A 21632-nucleotide genomic window follows, 5' to 3' on the forward strand; every position below is an offset into this window, starting at 1 on the left:
GTAAATTGTTTTGCGAAACGTCTTAGGGCGTAAAGTAAGCAGAAGCGGTGTACACCGTTATCAGAGATGAGTTTGAGGCTTTTTTAGCCTAAACAGAGTGGAACCGCGCTTATAAGGCGTCTCTGTCAATATGACAGAGGCGTCTTTTTTTATACCGTAAAACTGGGTATGAGTATAAATTTTATCTACGTGTATAAAGATTTAGGGAGATAAGTAGGGAGTTAGTTCATTCGAAAAAGCAGCCCATAAAGGGGAGGGAACGTCGATGTTTAAGAGGCTTCGGGAAGATATTGAAGTCGTTTTTGAACAGGATCCAGCGGCAAGAAGTTATTTCGAAGTCATTTTGACTTACTCTGGATTACATGCAGTTTGGGCCCATCGAATTGCACATGCTTTTTATAAAAAAAATTTCTTCTTTATTGCACGTTCGATCTCACAAGTTAGTCGTTTCTTTACTGGCATTGAGATTCATCCAGGAGCAACAATTGGTCGTCGTTTTTTCATAGACCATGGAATGGGGGTTGTAATTGGAGAAACGTGCGAAATTGGTGATAATGTAACGATCTATCAAGGGGTTACATTAGGTGGTACGGGTAAAGAAAAGGGAAAGAGGCACCCTACAATTCAGGATAATGTATTAATTGCAACAGGTGCTAAAGTACTAGGTTCTATTACAGTTGGAGAGAATTCTAAAATTGGAGCAGGTTCTGTCGTATTAAAAGAAGTCCCTGCACATTCTACAGTTGTAGGTATACCTGGCCGAGTCGTTATTCAAAATGGAGTAAAAATCGGTCAAGAATTAAATCATTCTGACCTTCCAGACCCAATTTTTGATAAGTTAAAGGTCATGGAAGTAGAACTTGATAAATTGAAAAAACAACTTGAAGTAAAGGTAGAAAGGAAGGATAAAAATGACTATTCACATTTATAATACGTTAACACGTCAAAAGGAAGAGTTTACTCCATTAGAAGAAAATAAGGTAAAGATGTATGTGTGTGGACCTACAGTTTATAACTATATTCACATTGGGAATGCAAGACCACCTATGGTATTTGATACGGTACGCCGTTATTTAGAATATAAAGGGTATGATGTGCAGTATGTGTCCAACTTTACTGACGTAGATGATAAATTAATTAAAGCAGCAAATGAATTAGGTGAAGATGTGCCGACAATTGCTGACCGTTTCGTTGAAGCGTACTTTGAGGATGTAACGGCACTAGGTTGCAAACACGCAACAGTTCATCCGCGTGTAACGGAAAATATGGATATTATTATTGAATTTATTCAAGAACTTGTGAATAAAGGATATGCATATGAATCAGAAGGTGATGTGTACTTTAGAACGAAGGAATTCGAAGGATACGGTAAATTATCGCATCAACCAATCGCAGACTTACGTCACGGTGCGCGTATTGAAGTAGGAGAAAAGAAACAAGACCCTCTTGATTTTGCTTTATGGAAAGATGCTAAAGAAGGAGAAATCTTCTGGGAAAGCCCTTGGGGGAAAGGTCGTCCAGGCTGGCATATTGAATGCTCGGCAATGGCACGTAAATACTTAGGAGATACAATCGATATTCATGCTGGTGGTCAAGACTTAGCATTTCCTCATCATGAGAATGAAATTGCGCAGTCTGAGGCGTTAACTGGAAAAACATTTGCACGTTACTGGATGCACAATGGATATATTAATATTAATAATGAGAAGATGTCTAAGTCATTGGGGAACTTTATTTTAGTTCACGATATCATTAAGCAATATAATCCGCAGTTAATTAGATTCTTTATGCTATCGGTACATTACCGTCATCCAATTAATTTCAGTGAAGAGTTATTACAAAGCACAAATAACGGACTGGAAAGAATTAAGACGGCTTACGGTAACTTAAAACACCGTATGGAAAGTAGTACTGATTTAACAGACCATAATGAGAAATGGTTAGCGGAACTGGAAAAATTCCAGACTGCATTTGAAGAAGCGATGAATGATGACTTCAACACTGCTAATGCAATCACTGAGTTATATAATGTGGCAAATCATGCGAATCAATATTTACTGGAAGAACATACGTCTACAGTGGTAATTGAAGCATACGTAAAACAACTTGAAACATTATTTGATATTTTAGGGTTAGAATTAGCGCAAGAAGAGTTGCTTGATGAAGAAATTGATGCACTTATTCAAAAACGCATTGAAGCTCGTAAAAATCGTGATTTTGCATTATCAGATCAAATTCGCGATGACTTAAAAGACCGTAATATTATTTTAGAAGATACCGCTCAAGGTACAAGATGGAAAAGAGGATAAGAATGATTGATGCAAAGCAATTAAACAGCTTAGCGTTAGCATACATGGGTGATGCGGTATATGAACAATATATCCGCTATCACCTACTTCAAAAAGGGAAAGTTCGCCCTAATCAATTACATCGATTAGGGACAAGCTTTGTTTCAGCAAAAGCACAGGCGAAAGTTGTTTATCATTTATTAGAGACGGCGTTTTTGACAGAGGAAGAAGAGGCGGTATTAAGAAGAGGACGTAATGCAAATTCAGGTACAGTTCCAAAAAATACGGATGTACAAACATATCGACATAGTACAGCCTTTGAAGCGCTAATTGGTTATCATCATTTATTAAATAACCGTGAAAGATTAGACGAAATTGTATATAAGGCTATTGCAGTTTTAGAAGAAAAGGAAGGGGGCACATCATCATGAGTAGTGAATATATTATCGGACGTAACCCTGTAATTGAGGCGTTACGATCAGGGAGAGATATAAATAAAATTTGGATCGCAGAAGGTGCTGCCAAAGGACAAGTACAGATTGTACTAGCGTTAGCGAAAGAAAATAAGGTTATTTTACAACATGCACCAAAGAAAAAGTTAGATCAATTAGTTGAGGGTAATCATCAAGGTGTAATTGCTCAAGTAGCTGCATATCAGTATGCGGAGTTAGAAGAGTTATTCAAAGTGGCAGAAAAACGTAATGAAGATCCATTCTTCTTAATTTTAGATGAGATTGAAGATCCGCATAACCTAGGTTCTATTATGCGTACTGCTGATGCGACAGGAGCTCATGGAATTATTATTCCAAAGAGAAGGGCTGTGGGGCTTACAGCGTCAGTTGCGAAAGCATCAACAGGAGCGATTGAATACATTCCTGTTGCGCGCGTAACGAACTTATCCCGTACAATTGATGAATTAAAAGAACGTGGACTTTGGATTGCTGGTACAGATGCCAAAGGGAAAACGGATTACCGTAATTTAGATGGTAAAATGCCAATTGGGTTAGTAATTGGTAGTGAAGGAAAAGGTATGAGTCGTATTATTGGTGAAAAGTGTGATTTCCTAATCACTCTACCGATGGTTGGTAAAGTTACATCCTTAAATGCTTCCGTAGCCGCAAGTTTGTTAATGTATGAGGTATATCGTAAACGTCACGAAATTGGTAAATAAAAGATGAACGATATTTTAATCGTTGACGGTTACAACATTATCGGAGCTTGGGGAGATTTGAAGAAACTGCGGGATGTAGATTTACAATCATCAAGAGATGCACTTATTGATAAGATGGCGGATTATCAAGGTTATACAGGTACAAAAGTGATGATAGTCTTTGATGCCTATACAGTACATGGTATTGAAAAAAAGATGAAACAATCTCGTGTGGAAGTAATATTCACACGAAAGAATCAAACTGCAGACGAAAAGATAGAGCAGCTTGCGATAGAGCTTAGAAATATAAATACACGAATATATGTTGCGACTTCTGATTACACGGAACAATGGGTTATATTTGCGCAAGGTGCCCTTCGGAAATCTGCGCGTGAATTAGAGTTGGAAGTACAGGCAATGGAGCAACAAGTAAGAAGGCGTACAAAAGACACGAAAGAACAGCAACCCGCCATGCGAAAGATATTTAGTAAAGATATTACAGAAAAATTAGAAAAATTAAGAAGAGGAGAGCGTTGAAGCATTGACGCTCTTTGTCTTTTTACTGTATAATATTGCTAAATAAATAGCGGTCGGAGGGATCAAGGTGGAAGCAGGCTTCGTAAGTGTAGGCGACGTTACATTTCGTGATTTAGAGGATGAGGCAATCGTTGAGTTAGTTCGAAAAGGTAATACTGACGCTCTAGAATATTTAATTCACAAATATAAGAACTTTGTTCGCGCGAAATCAAGATCTTACTTTTTAGTGGGTGCCGATCGAGAAGATATTGTTCAAGAAGGTATGATAGGATTGTTTAAAGCAATTCGTGATTATAAAGAGGACAAGCTGTCTTCATTCAAAGCATTTGCTGAACTGTGTATCACTCGACAAATTATTACCGCTATTAAAACGGCAACAAGGCAAAAACATATTCCCTTAAATTCGTATGTGTCTTTAGATAAGCCGATTTACGATGAGGAATCTGATCGAACATTATTGGATGTTATTTCTGAAGCGAAGGTAACTGATCCTGAAGAGATGATTATTAGCCAAGAAGAATATACAGACATAGAATCAAAAATATCAGAATTATTAAGCGATTTAGAAAGAAAAGTACTTTCTTTATATCTAGATGGGCGTTCTTATCAAGAGATTTCAGAACAGTTAAACAGACATGTGAAATCTATTGATAACGCTTTACAGCGGGTGAAGAGGAAATTGGAACGATATATGGAAATGCGAGAAAGTACAACTTTAAATTCATAACAAATAACAAGTGCAACAGGTGTAAAATAAATCACCTGTTTTCTTTTGTAGACAGTACAAAATGCATGTCATTGACATTGTCTTTTATTGTATGATACATTTTTAGGGACATAATGTTACAAGGTTGGTGTAACTAATGAGGAAAAAAGTTGTACTCTCATGTGAAGAGTGTAAAAATCGAAACTACTCTACTATGAAAGATACGAGCTCAATAGAGCGACTTGAAATAAAAAAGTTTTGTAAAACATGCAATCAGCATACAGTTCACAAGGAAACAAAATAAATAATTGAAATAATACACTGGAGGTCCCGCAGATGCGTTTAACGAACTTTTTCGGCGATGTAGGTCGCGAAATGAAAAAAGTAAGTTGGCCTAAAAAAGATGAATTACTCCGCTCAACAGCGACTGTTGTTGCTACAGTTGTGTTCTTTGCGATTTTCTTCGCAGTAGTTGATATGGGCATTTCTTCTTTAATTCGGTTAATTCTTGGTTAATTCTTGAATAAGAAGCACTTATCCATGATATAATGTTATTTATAAGAACTGTGTAAAAGCCCGGTGAACGGGTTTTTTCATTTGCGCAAAAAAATGTACGTCAGGGAGGGAAGGACGCTCGTCCTAAATGAATGGAAAAAAGTTGGTATGTTGTCCATACTTATTCTGGATATGAAAATAAAGTAAAAGCAAACCTAGAGAAGCGTGTAGAATCAATGGGTATGCAAGATAAAATTTTCCGTGTTGTTGTCCCGGAAGAAGTAGAAGTAGAAATGAAAAACGGAAAAGAAAAATTAATGAAAAGAAAAGTGTTCCCAGGTTATGTATTAGTAGAATTAATCATGACTGATGATTCTTGGTATGTTGTACGTAACACGCCGGGTGTAACTGGGTTCGTTGGTTCTTCTGGTTCTGGATCTAAACCATCACCTCTATTAGAAGAGGAAGTTGTTACCATTATGAAACATATGGGAATGGACAACGAAGTGGTTGATTTCGACTTTGAACTTCATGAGACAGTACGTGTAAATGAGGGGCCATTCGCAGATTATACAGGTGCTATTGAAGAAATTGATGTGGAGAAGAAAAAGGTTAGCGTACTTGTGGACATGTTTGGTCGCGAGACTCCAGTTGAACTTGACTTCCATCAAATTGAAAAATTATAAAATGAAACTTGAAATGAATTGTAAAAAGTGATAATATCTTTTAAGTCAGTACGTCTTCGTTATCGGAGACGTTTTTTGAAAGATTTTATCCTTACAGATAAAATATGACGTGGGAGGGCAAATCACTGTCCAATTGACCACATCACGGACTTAAGGAGGTGTGTCTCGTGGCTAAAAAGGTAATTAAAATGGTAAAGCTTCAAATTCCTGCAGGTAAAGCTAACCCAGCTCCACCAGTTGGTCCAGCATTAGGACAAGCAGGTGTTAACATCATGGGCTTCTGTAAAGAGTTTAACGCTCGTACAGCAGATCAAGCTGGTCTTATCATCCCTGTTGAAATTACGGTATTTGAGGACCGTTCATTCACTTTCATTACTAAAACTCCTCCTGCTGCTGTTCTTCTTAAGAAAGTAGCTGGTATTGAGTCTGGTTCTGGTGAACCAAACCGTAATAAAGTGGCAACTGTTAAGCGTGATAAAGTACGCGAAATCGCTGAAACTAAAATGCCTGACCTAAACGCTGCTAGCGTAGAAGCTGCAATGCGTATGGTTGAAGGTACTGCACGCAGTATGGGCATCGTTATCGAAGACTAATTCGATTTGTTTTTAAAAAAGGTTGCGGGTCTGGAATTCCAATTCGCAACCTTTATTATCGTAAATGATTATTGTTTTTAAATAAATGGATGGCGCTCATCCTCAGGTTATACCTGAAAACAGGCGTAAACGTGGGAGGTTATTCCGCTAAAACCACATTCGAGGAGGAAATAAAAATGGCTAAAAGAGGTAAAAAGTACGTAGAAGCTGCAAAGCTTGTTGATCGTGCATCTGCTTACTCTGCAACAGAAGCAGTAGAATTAGTAAAGAAAACAAACACAGCTAAATTTGATGCAACTGTAGAAGCTGCATTCCGTTTAGGTGTTGACCCTAAGAAAGCTGACCAACAAATCCGTGGTGCAGTTGTTCTTCCACACGGTACTGGTAAAGTACAACGTGTATTAGTGTTCGCTAAAGGTGAAAAAGCTAAAGAAGCTGAAGCTGCTGGCGCTGACTTCGTAGGCGATACTGATTACATCGGTAAAATCCAACAAGGTTGGTTCGATTTCGATGTAGTAGTAGCAACTCCTGACATGATGGGTGAAGTTGGTAAACTTGGTCGCGTATTAGGACCTAAAGGTTTAATGCCAAACCCTAAAACTGGAACAGTTACTTTCGATGTAACTAAAGCTGTTAACGAAATCAAAGCTGGTAAAGTTGAATACCGCGTTGATAAAGCTGGTAACATCCATGTTCCAATCGGTAAAGTATCTTTCGAAGATGCTAAATTAGTAGAAAACTTCAAAACAATCGCTGACACTTTATTAAAAGTTAAGCCATCTGCTGCAAAAGGTACTTACATGAAGAACGTAACAGTTGCTTCTACAATGGGACCTGGCGTACGCGTAGACGTTTCTACATTAGCGTAAAAATTGGAAGTTGACTTCATAAAGAAGATTTAATATAATCATTTATGTTGTGAATTTAAATAGTGTACCGTAGACAGTAGGTGTCAATAGACTTAATTTCCTACCTAGGTGTTAATATACGAAACGGAATTTTTTTTCTGTGACTATATGCCTCCATGTCTACAAGTTGGGCATGGAGGTTTTTAGTGCACTTTCGGTACATCTTCTATATAATCTACAGGAGGTGTAATAACATGAGCAAAGTAATCGAAACTAAACAACAAGTTGTAACTGAAATCGCGGACAAACTTCGTGCTAGTAAATCTACAATTGTTGTTGACTACCGTGGTTTAACAGTTTCTGAAGCAACAGAATTACGTAAGCAATTACGTGAAGCTGGCGTTGAGTTCAAAGTTTACAAAAACTCTCTAACTCGTCGTGCTGCAGAATCTGCTGAAATGGCTGAGTTAAACGAATTCTTAACAGGACCAAACGCAATCGCGTTCAGTAACGAGGATGTAGTTGCTCCTGCGAAAGTATTAAACGACTTCGCTACAAAACATGAAGCTTTAGAAATTAAAGCGGGCGTAATCGAAGGTAAACTTGTAACACTTGATGAGGTTAAAGCAATCGCTACTCTTCCATCACGTGAAGGCTTACTTTCTATGCTTCTTAGCGTTCTTCAAGCTCCAATCCGTAACCTTGCACTTGCTACTAAAGCAGTTGCAGAACAAAAGGAAGAGCAAGGCGCTTAATTTTTTAAAAGATAATTACTTGTTATCTATAAAACAATACAAACCTATTTAAGGGAGGATATTTACAATGACTAAAGAACAAATCATTGAAGCAGTTAAATCTATGACTGTATTAGAACTTAACGACTTAGTAAAAGCTATCGAGGAAGAATTCGGCGTAACTGCTGCTGCTCCTGTAGCTGTAGCTGGTGGCGCTGGTGAAGCTGCTGCTGAAAAAACTGAGTTTGACGTAGTACTTGCAAGTGCTGGCGCTCAAAAAATCAAAGTTATCAAAGCTGTACGTGAAATCACTGGTCTTGGCTTAAAAGAAGCTAAAGAATTAGTTGACAACACTCCAAAAGCAATCAAAGAAGGCGTTTCTAAAGAGGAAGCTGAAGAAATGAAAGCTAAACTTGAAGAAGTTGGCGCTGCTGTAGAAGTTAAGTAATTAACTTTTGATGCTTTAAAAAAAGCTCGCTCTCATGCGAGCTTTTTTTTTAACTGTAAAGAAAAGAGGTGGCCATATGGCAGACCATTATTTTTCTAACGACCCTTCTAGTAAAAGTGATCGTAAACGATGGGAATTTCCACTTCGTGGATCTCAATTTACTTTTTTATCTGACCATGGGGTGTTTTCGAAAAACGAGGTGGACTTTGGTTCTCGTCTTTTAATTGAAGCGTTTCAAATGCCGGATATTAAAGGTGATATATTAGACGTAGGTTGTGGATACGGTCCTATTGGTTTGTCGTTAGCGAAAGAGTTTCAAGGTTGTGAAGTTCACATGGTGGATGTGAATGAAAGGGCGCTTGGGCTTGCGAAAGAAAATGCCGCTAATAACAGAATCGAGAATATACGTATTTTTCAAAGTAGCGTCTATGAAAATGTAGATGGCGAGTATGCTGCTATTCTATCTAACCCTCCAATTCGTGCGGGTAAGGATATCGTACATGAGATTTTAGAAAAAGCTGTGGAGTATTTAGTTCCAGGTGGAGAACTTTGGATTGTTATTCAAAAGAAGCAAGGTGCACCATCTGCGCTGAAAAAACTAGAAGAAGTATTTTCTGAAGTTGAGATTGTAGAAAAGAAAAAAGGATATTATATCATAAAATCAAAAAAACGTTGACGGTTATTTTTGGCTATGTTAACATTATACAATGCCAATATATGATTTTCTGCGTTGAGAAAGATGTATATTTTTGTTTCTCTTGGAAAAGATAGTAAAATCAGCAGATTATGAAACAGAATGATGGTTTTCTTATAGAAGCCATTTTTCTTTTTTGAGCAGGTAGAAAGACTCAACGTATTTATCTTTAAGAGAAAAAGACTACGCTAATAGCAGTAGTTGTATTTATTTGTGATTTTGCACAAATTTTTTTGTGCATTTATAATACTCATGATTTGAGGGGTGAAGCAGTTGACAGGTCAACTAGTTCAATACGGACGCCACCGCCAACGAAGAAGTTATGCCCGTATTAGTGAAGTATTAGAGTTACCAAATCTTATCGAAATTCAAACCTCTTCTTATCAGTGGTTTCTTGATGAGGGTTTGCGAGAAATGTTCCAAGACATTTCTCCGATTGAAGACTTTACGGGAAATCTATCGCTTGAATTTATCGACTACAGCTTAGGTGAACCTAAATACTCTGTAGACGAATGCAAAGAGCGTGATGTGACGTATGCAGCACCACTTCGTGTAAAAGTGCGTCTAATCAACAAGGAAACTGGTGAAGTAAAAGAACAAGATGTGTTCATGGGAGATTTCCCACTCATGACAGAGACTGGAACATTCGTAATTAACGGTGCAGAACGTGTTATCGTTTCCCAGTTAGTTCGCTCTCCAAGCGTATACTATAGTGGCAAAGTGGATAAAAACGGAAAACGTGGTTTTACTGCTACTGTAATTCCAAACCGCGGAGCTTGGTTAGAGTATGAGACAGATGCTAAGGATGTTGTATATGTGCGTATTGACCGTACGCGTAAACTTCCTGTAACTGTTTTGTTACGCGCATTAGGGTTTGGCTCTGATCAAGAAATCACCGAGCTTTTAGGTGATAACGAATACTTAAGCAACACATTAGAAAAAGACAACACAGATAGTACAGAAAAAGCATTGCTTGAAATTTATGAGCGTCTACGTCCTGGTGAACCACCAACAGTAGAAAATGCTAAGAGCTTACTTGTGTCTCGTTTCTTCGATCCAAAGCGCTACGATTTAGCAAATGTAGGTCGCTATAAGATCAACAAGAAGTTACACATTAAAAACAGATTGTTTAATCAACGTTTAGCTGAAACATTAGTGGATCCAGAAACTGGTGAAATTTTAGCGGCAGAAGGAACAATCTTAGATCGTCGTACACTTGATCGCATTTTACCTTACTTAGAGAAAAACATTGGATTCAAAACAGCGAAACCAATGGGTGGAGTGGTAGAAGGCGATGTTGAGCTGCAATCTATTAAGATTTATGCTCCTGAGTCGGAAGGCGAACGTGTAATTAATGTAATTGGTAATGCAAATATTACTCGTGATGTGAAACACATCACACCAGGTGATATCCTTGCTTCTATCAGTTACTTCTTCAACCTACTATACAAAGTAGGGGATACAGATGATATTGACCATTTAGGAAACCGTCGTCTGCGTTCTGTTGGAGAACTATTACAAAATCAATTCCGTATCGGTCTTTCTCGTATGGAACGTGTTGTTCGTGAGAGAATGTCGATCCAAGATACAAATGCAATTACACCACAGGCGCTAATTAATATTCGTCCTGTTATTGCATCTATTAAAGAGTTCTTCGGAAGTTCTCAGTTATCTCAGTTCATGGACCAAACAAATCCATTAGCAGAGTTAACTCACAAACGAAGACTATCTGCATTAGGACCTGGTGGTTTAACGCGTGAGCGCGCAGGCTTTGAAGTACGTGACGTTCATTACTCCCACTACGGTCGTATGTGTCCGATTGAAACACCAGAGGGACCAAACATCGGTTTGATTAACTCATTATCTTCGTTCGCGAAAGTAAATGAGTTTGGTTTCATTGAAACACCATATCGTCGTGTTGACCCAGAAACTGGTCTTGTAACAGGGCATGTTGATTATTTAACAGCAGATGAAGAAGATAACTATGTTGTAGCCCAAGCGAATATGAAATTATCTGATGAAGGTGAATTCCTAAGTGAAGATATCGTAGCTCGTTTCCGTGGTGAAAACATTGTCACAAATAGAGAACGCATCGACTACATGGATGTATCTCCAAAACAAGTAGTGTCGGCAGCGACAGCTTGTATTCCGTTCTTAGAAAACGATGACTCTAACCGCGCACTTATGGGAGCGAACATGCAACGTCAGGCAGTTCCGTTAATGAATCCGGAATCTCCGATTGTAGGTACAGGTATGGAGTACGTATCAGCAAAAGACTCAGGTGCTGCAGTAATCTGTAAACATCCTGGTGTTGTTGAGCGCGTAGAAGCACGTGAAGTTTGGGTACGTCGCTATGTAGAAGTTGACGGTCAAACAGTAAAAGGCGACTTAGATCGCTACAAAATGCAAAAATTCATTCGTTCTAACCAAGGAACTTGTTACAACCAACGTCCAATCGTAAGTGTTGGAAATGAAGTTGTAAAAGGTGAAATCCTTGCGGATGGTCCTTCTATGGAATTAGGTGAACTAGCACTTGGACGTAACGTGCTTGTTGGCTTCATGACTTGGGACGGTTATAACTACGAGGATGCGATCATCATGAGTGAGCGCCTTGTAAAAGATGATGTGTACACTTCTATTCATATTGAAGAATATGAATCAGAAGCTCGTGATACGAAGCTTGGACCAGAAGAAATTACACGTGACATTCCAAATGTTGGGGAAGACGCATTACGTAACCTTGACGAGCGCGGTATCATTCGCGTTGGTGCTGAAGTAAAAGATGGAGATTTACTTGTTGGTAAAGTAACACCTAAAGGTGTAACAGAATTAACAGCTGAAGAACGTCTATTACATGCTATCTTTGGAGAAAAAGCGCGTGAAGTACGTGATACATCACTACGTGTACCACACGGTGGTGGCGGTATTATCTTAGACGTAAAAGTATTCAACCGTGAAGATGGCGATGAATTGCCACCAGGCGTGAATCAACTTGTACGTGCATATATCGTTCAAAAACGTAAAATTTCTGAAGGTGACAAGATGGCCGGACGTCACGGTAACAAAGGTGTTATTTCTCGTATTTTACCAGAAGAAGATATGCCTTACTTACCAGACGGTACGCCAATCGATATCATGTTAAACCCATTAGGGGTACCATCTCGTATGAATATCGGTCAGGTATTAGAGCTTCATCTTGGTATGGCAGCAAGATACCTGGGCATTCACATTGCAACACCAGTATTCGATGGTGCTCGTGAGGAAGATGTTTGGGGCACAATTGAAGAAGCTGGTATGGCAAATGACGCGAAAACAATCCTGTATGACGGACGTACTGGTGAACCATTCGATAACCGCGTATCTGTTGGTGTCATGTATATGATCAAACTTGCGCACATGGTTGACGATAAACTTCATGCTCGTTCTACTGGACCATACTCACTTGTAACGCAGCAACCTCTTGGAGGTAAAGCTCAGTTCGGTGGACAGCGTTTCGGTGAGATGGAGGTTTGGGCACTTGAAGCTTACGGTGCTGCTTATACTCTTCAAGAAATCTTAACAGTGAAGTCTGATGATGTTGTTGGACGTGTTAAGACTTATGAAGCAATTGTTAAAGGCGAAAATGTTCCAGAACCAGGCGTTCCTGAATCATTCAAAGTATTGATTAAAGAGCTGCAAAGTTTAGGTATGGACGTTAAAATGATGTCTAGCGACGATACAGAAATTGAAATGCGTGATACAGAAGATGACGATGATCATCAATCAGCAGATAAATTGAATGTCGAAGTTGAGACAACTAAGGAATAATTGGGATAACCTGTAGACTAAAAGGGAGGTAGGCCCCTTGATAGATGTAAATAACTTTGAATATATGAAGATTGGACTTGCTTCACCTGACAAGATTCGTTCTTGGTCATACGGTGAAGTTAAGAAACCAGAAACTATTAACTATCGTACGTTAAAGCCTGAAAAAGATGGCTTGTTCTGTGAGCGTATTTTCGGACCACAAAAGGACTGGGAATGTCATTGCGGAAAATACAAACGTGTACGTTATAAAGGTGTAGTTTGTGATCGATGTGGCGTTGAAGTAACGCGTGCAAAAGTACGTCGTGAACGTATGGGTCATATTGAATTAGCTGCTCCTGTATCTCATATTTGGTATTTCAAAGGTATCCCGAGCCGCATGGGACTTGTCTTAGACATGTCCCCTCGCGCGCTTGAAGAAGTAATTTATTTCGCTTCTTATGTTGTAACAGAAAGTGGAGATACACCACTTGATAAGAAGCAATTACTTTCTGAAAAAGAATACCGTGCATATCGTGATCGATATGGTAGCACATTCCAAGCTGCTATGGGTGCAGAAGCGATTAAAAAGCTACTACAAGACATTGATTTAGATAAAGAAGTAGACTTCTTAAAAGAAGAATTAAAAACAGCACAAGGACAACGCCGTACTCGTGCTATTAAACGTCTAGAAGTATTAGAAGCATTCCGTAACTCTGGAAATGAACCATCTTGGATGATCTTAGATGTTCTACCAGTTATCCCACCAGAACTACGCCCAATGGTACAGTTAGATGGTGGACGTTTTGCTACTTCTGACTTAAACGACTTATATCGTCGTGTAATTAACCGTAACAACCGTTTAAAACGTCTATTGGACCTAGGTGCTCCAAGCATCATCGTTCAAAACGAAAAACGTATGTTACAAGAAGCTGTAGATGCATTAATTGATAATGGTCGTCGTGGCCGTCCAGTAACTGGACCAGGTAACCGTCCATTAAAATCACTATCTCACATGCTTAAAGGTAAACAAGGACGTTTCCGTCAAAACTTATTAGGTAAACGTGTTGACTACTCTGGTCGTTCTGTAATCGTTGTAGGACCGAACTTAAAGATGTACCAATGTGGATTACCGAAAGAAATGGCGCTTGAACTGTTCAAACCTTTTGTTATGAAAGAATTAGTTGGAAAAGGGTTAGCACACAACATTAAGAGTGCGAAACGTAAAATTGAGCGTGTACACCCTGAAGTTTGGGACGTTTTAGAATCTGTGATTAAAGAACATCCAGTACTTCTAAACCGCGCACCAACACTTCACCGTCTTGGTATCCAGGCGTTTGAACCTACATTAGTAGAAGGTCGCGCAATTCGTCTTCACCCACTTGTATGTACTGCATACAACGCGGACTTTGACGGTGACCAAATGGCGGTTCACGTTCCGTTATCATCAGAGGCACAAGCAGAAGCTCGTATTCTTATGTTAGCGGCACAAAACATCTTGAATCCAAAAGACGGAAAACCAGTTGTTACTCCATCTCAGGATATGGTATTAGGTAACTACTACTTAACACTTGAGCGTGAAGGCGCAATCGGTGAAGGTATGGTCTTCAAAGATGCAAACGAAGCAATACTTGCATATCAAAATGGATATGTACATCTGCACACACGTGTTGCAGTTGCTGCAAGTTCAGTAAATAACGTAACGTTTACTGAAGAGCAAAAAGGTAAGCTTCTATTAACAACAGTTGGTAAATTAATATTTAACGAAATCTTACCAGAGTCGTTCCCTTATATTAATGAACCGACAAACTCAAACCTTGAAAAAGAAACACCAGCGGAATATTTCGTTGAAAAAGGTGCGAACATTAAAGAAATTATTGCTAGTCGCGAAGAAGTGGCGCCATTTAGCAAGAAGATCCTTGGTAACATCATTGCGGAAGTGTTCAAACGTTTCCAAATTACAGAAACGTCTCGCATGCTTGACCGTATGAAAAACTTAGGGTTCAAGTACTCTACAAAAGCTGGTATTACAGTTGGGGTATCTGACATTCTTGTATTAGGCGAAAAAGATGAAATTCTCCACGAAGCACAAGCAAAAGTAGATAATGTAATTAAACAATTCCGTCGCGGTTTAATCACGGAAGAAGAACGTTACGATCGCGTTATCTCTATTTGGAGTAATGCAAAAGATGTTATCCAAGGAAAACTGATGAAATCCTTGAATAAACGCAATCCAATCTTCATGATGAGTGACTCAGGTGCCCGTGGTAACGCATCTAACTTTACTCAGCTTGCTGGTATGCGTGGTCTGATGGCCAATCCATCTGGTCGTATCATCGAACTTCCAATCAAATCGAGTTTCCGTGAAGGTTTAACAGTACTTGAGTACTTCATCTCTACGCATGGTGCGCGTAAAGGTCTTGCCGATACAGCACTTAAAACTGCCGATTCTGGTTACTTAACACGTCGTCTTGTAGACGTTGCACAAGATGTAATTGTCCGTGAAGATGATTGTGGAACAGATCGTGGTCTATTAATTGGTGCGATTAAAGAGGGTAATGAAGTAATTGAGTCATTATATGATCGTCTTGTTGGACGTTTTGCAAGAAAAACTGTAAAACATCCTGAAACAGGTGAAGTATTAGTTAGTGAAAACCAATTAATTACTGAAGATATCGCTCATATCGTTGAAAATTCGGGTGTTGAAACTGTAAATATTCGTTCAGCGTTTACGTGTAACACTCGCCATGGTGTATGTAAGAAGTGTTACGGTCGTAACTTAGCAACTGGTACAGACGTAGAAGTAGGAGAAGCGGTAGGTATTATCGCAGCTCAATCTATCGGTGAGCCAGGTACACAGTTAACGATGCGTACATTCCATACAGGTGGGGTTGCCGGAGATGATATCACTCAAGGTTTACCTCGTATCCAAGAGATCTTCGAAGCTCGTAATCCGAAAGGTCAGGCAGTTATCAGTGAAATCGACGGTGTTATCGCAGCGATCAACGATGTTAAAGATCGCCAAGAAGTAGTTGTACAGGGTGAAGTTGAAGCTCGTACGTATGCTATTCCTTACGGTGCTCGTCTGAAAGTAACTCCAGGACAGCCAATTAGCCACGGTAAAGAGTTAACAGAAGGTTCTATTGATCCGAAAGAATTACTAAAAGTAACGGACATTACAGCAGTTCAAGAATACTTATTACGTGAAGTTCAAAAAGTATACCGTATGCAAGGGGTAGAAATTGGTGACAAACACGTAGAGGTAATGGTACGTCAAATGCTACGTAAAGTTCGTGTAAGTGATGCAGGTGAAACAGACGTATTACCAGGAACATTACTAGATATCCATCAGTTTACTGATGCGAATGCGAAGGTGTTACTGAAAGGTAAACAACCAGCGACAGCTAGACCTGTTCTACTTGGTATTACAAAAGCTTCACTTGAAACTGATTCATTCTTATCTGCAGCATCATTCCAAGAAACAACTCGTGTCTTAACTGATGCAGCAATTAAAGGTAAACGTGATGAGCTTCTAGGATTGAAAGAGAACGTTATTATCGGTAAACTTGTTCCTGCTGGAACAGGTATGAATCGTTATCGCAAAGTGGATCTTGTAAAAACAACACAAGATAACATGAATGTAGAAAACGATGAGATTTATGTGGAACAGTAAAATTTTCCGTCGTAAATTTTGTATAAAAACATCTAATCCTAGTTGACATTGTATGAGTCAAAATGTTACTATAATCAAGGTTGCTCCTGAACGATGCTTTGGAGGATATTTATATGTCTTATCAAAAAGTGTCAAATGCTGAAAATGTAGTCGTTGGTCATAAACGCACATTGGAAGCAATCAAAAATGGTATAGTTAAAGAAGTTGTTATTGCAGAAGATGCTGATGTGCGGTTAACCCATGTTATCATTCGCACTGCTTTGCAACATAACATACCCATAACAAAGGTTGAATCAGTTCGTAAGCTTGGAAAAGTTTCGGGGATTCAAGTGGGAGCTTCAGCAATAGGAATAATAAGTTAAAACTGTTTTTGTGAGGAGAGAGCATTTGCTCTTCCTTGCAAAAACTTTGTTTTCAACTAATAATGAACCACCTGGATATGTGGTCATACAAACATGCGAAGGGAGGATAATCAAATGCCTACTATTAACCAATTAGTGAGAAATGGTCGTACTGATAAAGTATGGAAATCTAAATCACCTGCGTTAAACAAAGGATTTAACTCTTTAAAGAAAAAATCAACTGATATCTCTGCACCTCAAAAACGTGGTGTATGTACTCGTGTTGGTACAATGACTCCAAAGAAACCTAACTCAGCGTTACGTAAATACGCTCGTGTACGTTTAACAAACGGTATTGAAGTTACAGCTTACATCCCAGGTATCGGTCATAACTTACAAGAGCATAGCGTAGTATTAATTCGCGGTGGTCGAGTAAAGGATTTACCAGGGGTACGTTACCACATCGTTCGTGGAGCGCTTGATACAGCTGGTGTTGACAAACGTATGCAAGGACGTTCTAAATATGGTACTAAGCGACCAAAACCTGCTAAAAAATAATAAACTTATAATGAAAGGAGGAACTCAATATGCCTCGTAAAGGACCTGTTGCGAAACGTGACGTGTTACCAGATCCAATGTACAATTCTAAGCTAGTAACACGCCTTATCAACAAAATGATGGTTGACGGTAAAAAAGGTAAATCTCAAACAATTCTTTATAACGCTTTCGATATCGTTCGTGAACGTTCAGATAAAGAACCAATGGAAGTATTCGAGCAAGCTCTTAAGAACATCATGCCTGTTCTTGAAGTACGCGCTCGTCGTGTTGGTGGTGCTAACTACCAAGTTCCAGTTGAGGTTCGTCCAGAACGCCGTACAACTTTAGGTCTTCGCTGGTTAGTAAACTATGCTCGTCTTCGTGGTGAAAAAACTATGGAAGAGCGTCTAGCTTACGAAATCTTAGATGCAGCTAACAACGCTGGTGCATCTGTTAAGAAACGTGAAGACACTCATAAAATGGCAGAAGCTAACAAAGCATTTGCTCATTACCGTTGGTAGGATTCAACGTAAAATAAATGTATGCATAAACCGCTTTATTTGTCGCTTATGGAAGTGTGGAGAGGGAGAATGCCTCTCCCTTTCGTTGGGCGCTCGTTTTACATAATGAGGGTACTGGACACTGGCATATGTAACAATATAAAGTGGCTTTTTTGCTACTTAAAATAAAAAATCCAATCCATATATGGAAGGAGCAAGACACCAAATGACAAGAGAGTTCTCTTTAGAAAACACTCGTAATATTGGTATCATGGCTCACATCGATGCTGGTAAAACAACAGCAACTGAGCGTATTCTGTATTACACAGGACGTATTCATAAAATCGGTGAAACTCATGAAGGTGCATCTCAGATGGACTGGATGGAGCAAGAGCAAGAGCGTGGTATCACAATTACTTCTGCTGCAACTACAGCTCAATGGAAAGGTCACCGTGTAAACATCATTGATACTCCAGGACACGTAGACTTCACAGTAGAAGTAGAACGTTCTTTACGCGTACTTGATGGTGCGGTAGCAGTACTTGATGCACAATCTGGTGTAGAACCACAAACAGAAACTGTTTGGCGTCAGGCTACTACTTACGGTGTACCTCGTATCGTATTCGTTAACAAAATGGATAAGATCGGTGCAGATTTCTTATACTCTGTAGGAACAATCCACGATCGTTTACAAGCAAACGCACATCCAATTCAGTTACCAATCGGTGCTGAAGATGAGTTCAATGGTATCATTGACCTTGTTGAAGAGTGTGCTTACATGTACGGTAACGATTTAGGAACAGACATCGAGCGTGTCGAAATTCCTGAAGAGCACAAAGAACTAGCTGAAGAATACCGTGGAAAGCTTATTGAAGCGGTAGCTGAGCTTGATGAAGAAATGATGATGAAGTACCTAGAAGGTGAAGAAATCACTGTAGAAGAGCTTAAAGCTGGTATCCGTAAGGCTACAACTTCTGTAGAATTCTTCCCAGTAATCTGTGGTTCTGCATTCAAAAACAAAGGTGTTCAAATTCTGTTAGACGCAGTTATCGACTACCTACCATCTCCATTAGATGTACCTGCTATTAAAGGTACTCTTCCGGATACAGATGAAGAAGTAGAACGTAAGTCTAGCGATGAAGAACCATTCGCAGCTTTAGCATTCAAAATCATGACTGACCCTTATGTTGGTAAGTTAACGTTCTTCCGTGTGTACTCTGGTGTGTTAAACTCTGGATCATACGTGAAAAACTCAACTAAAGGTAAGCGTGAGCGTGTAGGACGTATCCTACAAATGCACGCTAACAGCCGTGAAGAGATTTCAACAGTTTACGCTGGTGATATCGCTGCTGCTGTAGGTTTAAAAGATACTACTACTGGTGATACTCTTTGTGACGAGAAGAGCCTTGTTATCCTTGAGTCTATGGAATTCCCAGAGCCAGTTATCTCTGTAGCTATCGAACCAAAATCTAAAGCTGACCAAGATAAAATGGGTACAGCATTATCTAAGCTTTCTGAAGAAGATCCAACATTCCGTGCTCACACTGACCAAGAAACTGGCCAAACTATCATCGCTGGTATGGGTGAACTTCACCTTGATATCATCGTTGACCGTATGCGCCGTGAATTCAAAGTCGAAGCAAACGTTGGTGCTCCTCAGGTAGCATACCGTGAAACTTTCCGCGCTGCTGCAAAAGTTGAAGGTAAGTTTGCTCGTCAATCTGGTGGACGTGGACAATTCGGTCACGTTTGGATTGAGTTTGCACCTAACGAAGAAGGTAAAGGATTTGAATTCGAAAACAAAATCGTCGGCGGTGTAGTTCCACGTGAATACATCCCAGCTGTTGGAGCGGGTCTTGAAGACTCACTTAAAAATGGTGTACTAGCTGGTTACCCACTAGTTGACATTAAAGCAGCATTAGTTGACGGTTCTTACCATGATGTCGATTCATCTGAGATGGCGTTCAAAATCGCTGCATCTATGGCACTTAAAGCTGCGGTTTCTAAATGTAACCCAGTAATTCTTGAGCCAATGATGAAAGTTGAAGTTGTAATTCCTGAAGAGTACATGGGAGACATCATGGGTGACGTAACATCTCGTCGTGGACGTGTAGAAGGTATGGAAGCTCGCGGTAACGCACAAGTTGTTCGCGCTATGGTTCCACTTTCTGAAATGTTCGGTTATGCGACAGCATTACGTTCTAACACTCAAGGACGCGGAACATTCTCAATGACATTTGATCATTATGAAGAAGTACCGAAGTCTGTTTCAGAAGAAATTATTAAAAAAAATAAAGGCGAATAATTGATTTTTATCAATTGTTCGAGTATAACTACTTATGTAAGCTTAGAAAGTGGGACGTAAGTTTCGCTTTCTAGTCTAAATATAAAATAACCTATATAAACTAAGGAGGAATTTAGAATGGCTAAAGCTAAATTCGAACGTTCTAAACCCCATGTTAACATCGGTACAATCGGCCACGTTGACCATGGTAAAACTACATTAACTGCTGCGATCACTACAGTTCTTGCAAAAGCTGGTGGTGCTGAAGCACGCGGATACGATCAAATCGACGCTGCTCCAGAAGAAAGAGAGCGCGGAATCACAATCTCAACTGCACACGTTGAGTACGAAACTGAAACTCGTCACTATGCACACGTTGACTGCCCAGGTCACGCTGACTATGTTAAAAACATGATCACTGGTGCTGCTCAAATGGACGGCGGTATCTTAGTAGTATCTGCTGCTGATGGCCCAATGCCTCAAACACGTGAGCACATCCTTCTTTCTCGTCAAGTAGGTGTTCCTTACATCGTTGTATTCTTAAACAAATGCGACATGGTAGACGACGAAGAATTATTAGAATTAGTAGAAATGGAAGTTCGTGACCTATTATCTGAATACGGATTCCCAGGCGACGACATTCCTGTAATCAAAGGTTCTGCTCTTAAAGCTCTTCAAGGAGAAGCTGATTGGGAAGCAAAAATCATTGAATTAATGACTGAAGTTGATGCTTACATCCCAACTCCAGAACGTGAAACTGACAAACCATTCTTAATGCCTATCGAGGATGTATTCTCTATCACAGGTCGTGGTACAGTTGCAACTGGTCGTGTAGAGCGCGGAATCGTTAAAGTTGGTGACGTAGTAGAAATCATCGGTCTTGCTGAAGAGAATGCTTCTACAACTGTAACTGGTGTAGAAATGTTCCGTAAACTTCTTGACCAAGCTCAAGCTGGAGACAACATCGGTGCTCTTCTTCGTGGGGTTGCTCGTGAAGACATCCAACGTGGACAAGTTCTTGCTAAAACTGGCTCTGTAAAAGCACACGCTAAATTCAAAGCTGAAGTTTTCGTATTATCTAAAGAAGAAGGTGGACGTCACACTCCATTCTTCGCTAACTACCGTCCTCAGTTCTACTTCCGTACAACTGACGTAACTGGTATCATCCAATTACCAGAAGGTACTGAAATGGTAATGCCTGGTGACAACATCGAAATGACTATCGAACTTATCGCTCCAATCGCTATCGAAGAGGGAACTAAATTCTCTATTCGTGAAGGTGGACGTACAGTAGGTTACGGTGTAGTTGCTACTATCGTTGAGTAATCTTAGCTG

21 protein-coding genes and 2 other annotated features (1 of these 23 only partly in view) are annotated in these 21632 nt (G+C 39.6%); all 21 genes read left to right on the forward strand.

The window, feature by feature from the left end; genetic code table 11:
• Nucleotides 1-127 (forward strand) — a binding site (T-box leader); it begins 119 nt to the left of the window's first position.
• A 138-nt stretch (nt 128-265) separates the two neighbouring features.
• Nucleotides 266-931: a serine O-acetyltransferase gene (cysE, locus tag OXT04_RS27500; RefSeq protein ID WP_090978618.1), complete on the forward strand. Its 666-nt coding sequence runs from the start codon at nt 266-268 to the stop codon at nt 929-931.
• Entirely contained in the window at nt 912-2309 is a 1398-nt protein-coding gene (gene cysS / locus OXT04_RS27505) for a cysteine--tRNA ligase (protein WP_000152272.1), read from the forward strand. Before cysE ends, cysS begins: the two co-directional genes overlap by 20 nt.
• Before the next feature lie 2 nt (nt 2310-2311).
• The gene (locus OXT04_RS27510) at nt 2312-2719 is read left to right on the forward strand and encodes a Mini-ribonuclease 3 (RefSeq protein ID WP_000564261.1); all 408 of its coding nucleotides are present in this window, start codon (nt 2312-2314) and stop codon (nt 2717-2719) included.
• The gene (rlmB, locus tag OXT04_RS27515; protein ID WP_000093765.1) at nt 2716-3459 is read left to right on the forward strand and encodes a 23S rRNA (guanosine(2251)-2'-O)-methyltransferase RlmB; all 744 of its coding nucleotides are present in this window, start codon (nt 2716-2718) and stop codon (nt 3457-3459) included. Before OXT04_RS27510 ends, rlmB begins: the two co-directional genes overlap by 4 nt.
• A gap of 3 nt (nt 3460-3462) precedes the next feature.
• The gene (locus OXT04_RS27520) at nt 3463-3975 is read left to right on the forward strand and encodes an NYN domain-containing protein (protein WP_000997887.1); all 513 of its coding nucleotides are present in this window, start codon (nt 3463-3465) and stop codon (nt 3973-3975) included.
• 67 nt (nt 3976-4042) lie between these two features.
• Nucleotides 4043-4702 carry an RNA polymerase factor sigma-70 gene (locus tag OXT04_RS27525; RefSeq protein WP_000387198.1) on the forward strand — a complete coding sequence of 220 codons (660 nt, stop codon included), beginning with the start codon at nt 4043-4045 and terminating at the stop codon, nt 4700-4702.
• 136 nt (nt 4703-4838) lie between these two features.
• Nucleotides 4839-4985, forward strand: a complete 147-nt coding sequence (gene rpmG / locus OXT04_RS27530) for a 50S ribosomal protein L33 (protein WP_014481927.1) — start codon at nt 4839-4841, stop codon at nt 4983-4985.
• Between the two features lie 32 nt (nt 4986-5017).
• Nucleotides 5018-5197 carry a preprotein translocase subunit SecE gene (gene secE, locus OXT04_RS27535; RefSeq protein ID WP_001241323.1) on the forward strand — a complete coding sequence of 60 codons (180 nt, stop codon included), beginning with the start codon at nt 5018-5020 and terminating at the stop codon, nt 5195-5197.
• A gap of 131 nt (nt 5198-5328) precedes the next feature.
• Nucleotides 5329-5862 (forward strand): transcription termination/antitermination protein NusG, encoded by a 534-nt coding sequence (nusG, locus tag OXT04_RS27540; protein ID WP_000415794.1) that lies wholly within the window; start codon nt 5329-5331, stop codon nt 5860-5862.
• A gap of 167 nt (nt 5863-6029) precedes the next feature.
• Nucleotides 6030-6455 carry a 50S ribosomal protein L11 gene (gene rplK / locus OXT04_RS27545; protein ID WP_001085872.1) on the forward strand — a complete coding sequence of 142 codons (426 nt, stop codon included), beginning with the start codon at nt 6030-6032 and terminating at the stop codon, nt 6453-6455.
• A 176-nt stretch (nt 6456-6631) separates the two neighbouring features.
• Entirely contained in the window at nt 6632-7324 is a 693-nt protein-coding gene (rplA, locus tag OXT04_RS27550) for a 50S ribosomal protein L1 (protein WP_002094239.1), read from the forward strand.
• Nucleotides 7325-7373: 49 nt separating this feature from the next.
• Nucleotides 7374-7518: a sequence feature (ribosomal protein L10 leader region), on the forward strand.
• 39 nt (nt 7519-7557) lie between these two features.
• A complete protein-coding gene (rplJ, locus tag OXT04_RS27555) occupies nt 7558-8058 on the forward strand; it encodes a 50S ribosomal protein L10 (RefSeq protein ID WP_000048718.1) in 501 nt (166 codons plus the stop codon).
• A 67-nt stretch (nt 8059-8125) separates the two neighbouring features.
• The gene (gene rplL, locus OXT04_RS27560; RefSeq protein ID WP_000159737.1) at nt 8126-8485 is read left to right on the forward strand and encodes a 50S ribosomal protein L7/L12; all 360 of its coding nucleotides are present in this window, start codon (nt 8126-8128) and stop codon (nt 8483-8485) included.
• 76 nt (nt 8486-8561) lie between these two features.
• Complete coding sequence (locus OXT04_RS27565) at nt 8562-9161, forward strand: class I SAM-dependent methyltransferase (protein WP_000763269.1); 600 nt, start codon at nt 8562-8564, stop codon at nt 9159-9161.
• Nucleotides 9162-9452: 291 nt separating this feature from the next.
• Nucleotides 9453-12986, forward strand: coding sequence for a DNA-directed RNA polymerase subunit beta (rpoB, locus tag OXT04_RS27570; RefSeq protein ID WP_000147553.1), 3534 nt, complete (start codon nt 9453-9455; stop codon nt 12984-12986).
• Between the two features lie 37 nt (nt 12987-13023).
• Nucleotides 13024-16635 (forward strand): DNA-directed RNA polymerase subunit beta', encoded by a 3612-nt coding sequence (rpoC, locus tag OXT04_RS27575; protein ID WP_000567943.1) that lies wholly within the window; start codon nt 13024-13026, stop codon nt 16633-16635.
• Nucleotides 16636-16748: 113 nt separating this feature from the next.
• Nucleotides 16749-16997 (forward strand): 50S ribosomal protein L7ae-like protein, encoded by a 249-nt coding sequence (locus OXT04_RS27580; protein WP_000121833.1) that lies wholly within the window; start codon nt 16749-16751, stop codon nt 16995-16997.
• Nucleotides 16998-17111: 114 nt separating this feature from the next.
• Nucleotides 17112-17534 (forward strand): 30S ribosomal protein S12, encoded by a 423-nt coding sequence (rpsL, locus tag OXT04_RS27585; protein WP_001142341.1) that lies wholly within the window; start codon nt 17112-17114, stop codon nt 17532-17534.
• A gap of 29 nt (nt 17535-17563) precedes the next feature.
• Complete coding sequence (gene rpsG, locus OXT04_RS27590) at nt 17564-18034, forward strand: 30S ribosomal protein S7 (RefSeq protein WP_001137492.1); 471 nt, start codon at nt 17564-17566, stop codon at nt 18032-18034.
• A 205-nt stretch (nt 18035-18239) separates the two neighbouring features.
• Nucleotides 18240-20318, forward strand: a complete 2079-nt coding sequence (gene fusA / locus OXT04_RS27595; RefSeq protein WP_000196384.1) for an elongation factor G — start codon at nt 18240-18242, stop codon at nt 20316-20318.
• A gap of 117 nt (nt 20319-20435) precedes the next feature.
• Complete coding sequence (tuf, locus tag OXT04_RS27600) at nt 20436-21623, forward strand: elongation factor Tu (RefSeq protein ID WP_001029617.1); 1188 nt, start codon at nt 20436-20438, stop codon at nt 21621-21623.
• The last annotated feature ends 9 nt before the right edge of the window (nt 21624-21632 follow it).

The organism is Bacillus sp. GC_Bacil_1 (assembly GCF_026540675.1).
Taxonomy (GTDB): Bacteria; Bacillota; Bacilli; order Bacillales; family Bacillaceae_G; genus Bacillus_A; species Bacillus_A cereus.